Source organism: Staphylococcus rostri, from assembly GCF_002902145.1.
GTDB classification, from domain to species: Bacteria; Bacillota; Bacilli; order Staphylococcales; family Staphylococcaceae; genus Staphylococcus; species Staphylococcus rostri.
This window is the reverse complement of record NZ_PPRF01000028.1, coordinates 1-3,791: the sequence shown is the minus strand read 5'-3', so window position 1 is coordinate 3,791 and position 3,791 is coordinate 1. Positions and strand designations below refer to the sequence as shown.

Below are 3,791 nucleotides of genomic sequence, written 5' to 3'. Positions count from 1 at the left end.
CTCATAACCTCCTATTATAAAAATGCATAAAAATTTATATAAAACACGAACTTTTATTCTATTATAGTGTATACTATCCTTATGTTGACTGCAATATTGTTTTAGTGAATCAATAAAGGAGTTTTTTTCAAAATGAATACAAAAGAATTAATTGTAATGTTAACTTATAATGATTTTACAGTTAAAAATGCATATGAAGTTTTTGATACGTGCAAAGATACCGCCGCACAATATTGGGGTTTTAAAGATAAAGGTATACCTGAAGCTGATATGAAGGCACTTTTCAACTATATGAAAGCATGTGGCAAAACAACTTTTTTAGAAGTAGTCGAATATGATGAAGCAGAAAGTTTACAAGGGGCAAAACTCGCAAAGGCTTGTGATGTTGATTATTTGATGGGAACAAGCTATTTTGACAGCGTGAATCTCTATTGCCAAGAACATCACATTAAGTACTTACCTTTTGCTGGAGATGTGATTAATCGTCCATCTGTATTGCGTGGGGACGTTAACGACATTGTACACCAAGCAATACAGCTCGAGCAAAAAGGTGTAACAGGCTTTGATTTGTTAGGTTTCCGCCACGAAAGTCAGCCGATTTCTGTGATTCAGTCTTTTGTCTCACAAATCGACCTTCCTGTATGTGTAGCAGGAAGTATTGATAGTTATGATAAGCTAGACATTATTGCTCAAGCAAATCCATGGACGTTTACGATTGGTAGTGCGTTTTTTGATAACAAATTTGGCGATGACTTTGCAGAACAAATTGATAAAGTGGTTGCATATATGAAACAAAAATAAAAGGAGCAGGACAGGAATCTCATTTTTCTAAAAAGATTCCATTGTCCCGCCCCAGACAAGTTGAAAAAGCTTGTAAAAGCATATTTTCGTGTCAGTCAGCTACTATCTATACACGCATTTTACGACCCAACCATAGTGCAAATCCGGTTAATAGCATCACTAAAAATAACCCACCTACAATCATTAGCGGTGGCCACGGTTCTTTACCGAATAGTTCAAAGCCTTTCTTTTCTATCGCTACACTCGGTGCTTGATAACCTGTTAAAAATTGACGTTGATAGTTTAGTGTAATACGTTGATTCTCTTCATCTATTTTAAAGTCTTTATCCGTGATTTTCATATTTTTCGGTACGACATCATATAAATCCTGTTTGACCTCATATTTCTTATCTTGAATGCGATGTTCCCCTTTAGATAAGACTTTCTTATATGTATAACGTTCAAACATTTCCTTTGTAATGCCATTTGCGACAATGTGACGTGCGTGTTTCGCGCTATTATCATTAAAAGGTGCAACTGTTAATACAGCAGTTTGTAAGCGCAAATCCTGTTGTTTCGCCGTTAACATAAAATGATACGCTGTGTCACTCGTACCCGTTTTCAAGCCATCCACACCGTCCATACCATTCGCTTCACCTGGTAACGAATAGTTCGTTGTATGGAGCGTACCACCTTGTTGTTTTGATGTACGTAACTTACTGATTTCCAATATTTCTGGATGATCTTTTACTAAGCGGTTCGCTAAAATCGACAAATCGTAAGCCGTTGAGGTTGGTTTCCCAGCATTTTGAAAATCTTTCGGCGCATACTGAAGTAACCACGCATTATCCAACCCGGCTGGATTCGTAAAATATGTATCTTTCATATGGAATGCACGTGCTTTATCATTCATCTGTTTCGTGAATGTTGATGTATCCCCTGAAACGCGTTCAGCCAAGACCATTGTTGCCGCATTACTCGACACCATCACTGCTTGTTGTAATAACTCTTCCACCGTAAATTCTTGTCCTGCTTTAATCGGATGTGTGGAAACATTCGGTAATTGTGCAACGCCTTGATGATCTGCGGTAATTTTCACTTTATTGGAAAGCTTTAAGTCTCCTTTATCTAGCGCATCATACACCAAATAAAACGTCATCATCTTAACGACAGATGCTGGATACAATTTATCTTCCCCTTGGTAATCATACAGTATTTGTCCCGTCTGCGTCGTCGTCATTGCCGATTCAGGTTGATAGTATTTCGACGCTTGTGGTTCATGCTTCTTAGCAATCTCATACGGTGCCGTTTCCGCTTCTACAGTCCCAACCAACAGCAACTGCAACATCGCAAATACCGTCACCATTTTTAAAAACTTAGTCCTCATACCCTTTTGCTCCTTATTTCCGTACATAGTCAATAAATCAAGCATACGTCAATTAACTGTCAATATCAACACTAGTTTATTGAATTATGGAATTACTTAGATTTTCTAAAAGCATGCAAAAAGACCCAACGCATTTTATACAATGTGTCGAGCTATCATATTTTAATATTTTTCTATCAATATTTAATATTACGCGTAATAGCCTGCCATATATCTCTCAAATCTTGAAATGATTCAAAATCATAGTCACTATTTTGCTTTTTCCCATCGTAATCCTAACTCAATTTTCGCTCAATATGATACGCATTCCAACCACTTTCTATAGAAGGAATGACGTCATGATTGATAGAATTACCAATCATAATATCCTTACCTGACGATAATTGACGATATGTATTGACATCCTTATGATCCACTATACATATATCATCAAAAAGTGCTTGTAAATTTAAGTCGTCAATCCGCTTCATTTGAATTGATTTATCACCATGCGTTAACACATTCAATTTAACATCAGGATACTTGTGGGATTTGATTTCACTTAAAACAGCTTTGGCATCACTATGTAAAGGAATATCCATTGTAAAAATAGAACTTGCAATCTTGTAAATCTCTTTCTCGTTGTATGACCCCGATGGCATTAATTTATGGAATGTCTCTACCCAACTGTTACAATACCTGTCTAGCGAAAAAGACAATGTTGCGATTTTTCCAATATCAATCTTATTCATGACATGCATCACTTCAGTAGGACGATATACCGTCTCTGCTGAAACCATTTGGGATAATTGATTATTCACATAAGCATAGGCTTCTTGTGTTTGAATCAATGTATCATCCATATATTGAGTATAAAACACGACTTTTCCACTTCAATTACCTGCTCTAAAAATAATACTCACAAAAAAACCTCGCACATTATAAAATGTGTCAAGGTCCTTCCTCTTATTATAAAATTACACTTGTTAAAATGATAATTGTTTTAATAACAAAAACAATAGCAGTAAACTTTTTAGATTTACTAAAGAAATAATACAGTGATGTAAATGTGATAAGATCAACAATAGGTATATAGTTCATGAAGATACTAAATGAAATATGGAACCAATCATTTAATATTAATGCTGTCATATTTGCAGCAGTATAACCAAGCACCAATGCAAAAAATAAATCTTCATTTTTACTTTCTTTGTTTCTATCAAATATTAGAAGCAATAACTTAATTAAAAAGAAAGTAAAGATAAAAACTAAAATATTGGAAAGTAACACAATGATAGCTGTAAAGAAATGCATTTGTGTTTCTGTCATACTTAATGATTGCTGAATTGTTTCCATATGTTTTTGTAAATTTGATTGATTAGAAGTGTAAGTGTAAAATAACATGATTGATGAAATTAAATAAGGCAGCATAACAATAATAAGAAGAAATAATTTTTTAAATATTTTCATAATATTATCCACCTTTAATTACAAATTCATTCCTGCATATATCCCGAGACCCTCATTTATTCCCAATGTACTAGCTAATTCAGAAGTTATTAATGTTAAAAATAAAACGTTAAAATAAAAACGAAGCAATTGAAATCATATTTAGTCAGTTTCTTTATTTCATTAGACTTCTACA

4 protein-coding genes are annotated in these 3,791 nt (G+C 34.1%); 1 reads left to right on the top strand and 3 read right to left on the bottom strand.

Annotation, left to right across the window (positions count from 1 at the left end):
* Positions 1-132 precede the first annotated feature (132 nt).
* Positions 133-801: a hypothetical protein gene (locus tag CD122_RS04985; RefSeq protein WP_103357904.1), complete on the top strand. Its 669-nt coding sequence runs from the start codon at positions 133-135 to the stop codon at positions 799-801.
* A 106-nt stretch (positions 802-907) separates the two neighbouring features.
* Here the strand turns inward: CD122_RS04985 and CD122_RS04980 are convergent, their stop codons facing one another.
* The 3 genes from CD122_RS04980 to CD122_RS04970 form a co-directional block, all read right to left on the bottom strand.
* Positions 908-2,167, bottom strand: a complete 1,260-nt coding sequence (locus CD122_RS04980) for a DUF1958 domain-containing protein (protein WP_169926464.1) — start codon at positions 2,165-2,167, stop codon at positions 908-910.
* A gap of 275 nt (positions 2,168-2,442) precedes the next feature.
* Positions 2,443-3,027: an HAD family hydrolase gene (locus CD122_RS04975; RefSeq protein WP_142381180.1), complete on the bottom strand. Its 585-nt coding sequence runs from the start codon at positions 3,025-3,027 to the stop codon at positions 2,443-2,445.
* 88 nt (positions 3,028-3,115) lie between these two features.
* The gene (locus CD122_RS04970; RefSeq protein ID WP_103357901.1) at positions 3,116-3,616 is read right to left on the bottom strand and encodes a hypothetical protein; all 501 of its coding nucleotides are present in this window, start codon (positions 3,614-3,616) and stop codon (positions 3,116-3,118) included.
* Between the last annotated feature and the right edge of the window lie 175 nt (positions 3,617-3,791).

Excerpts from the sequence above, each read along its gene's own strand:
- CD122_RS04980 (WP_169926464.1), bottom strand. The coding sequence starts at position 2,167 with ATGAGGACTAAGTTTTTAAAAATGGTGACGGTATTTGCGATGTTGCAG.
- CD122_RS04970 (WP_103357901.1), bottom strand. The coding sequence starts at position 3,616 with ATGAAAATATTTAAAAAATTATTTCTTCTTATTATTGTTATGCTGCCT.
- CD122_RS04985 (WP_103357904.1), top strand. The coding sequence starts at position 133 with ATGAATACAAAAGAATTAATTGTAATGTTAACTTATAATGATTTTACA.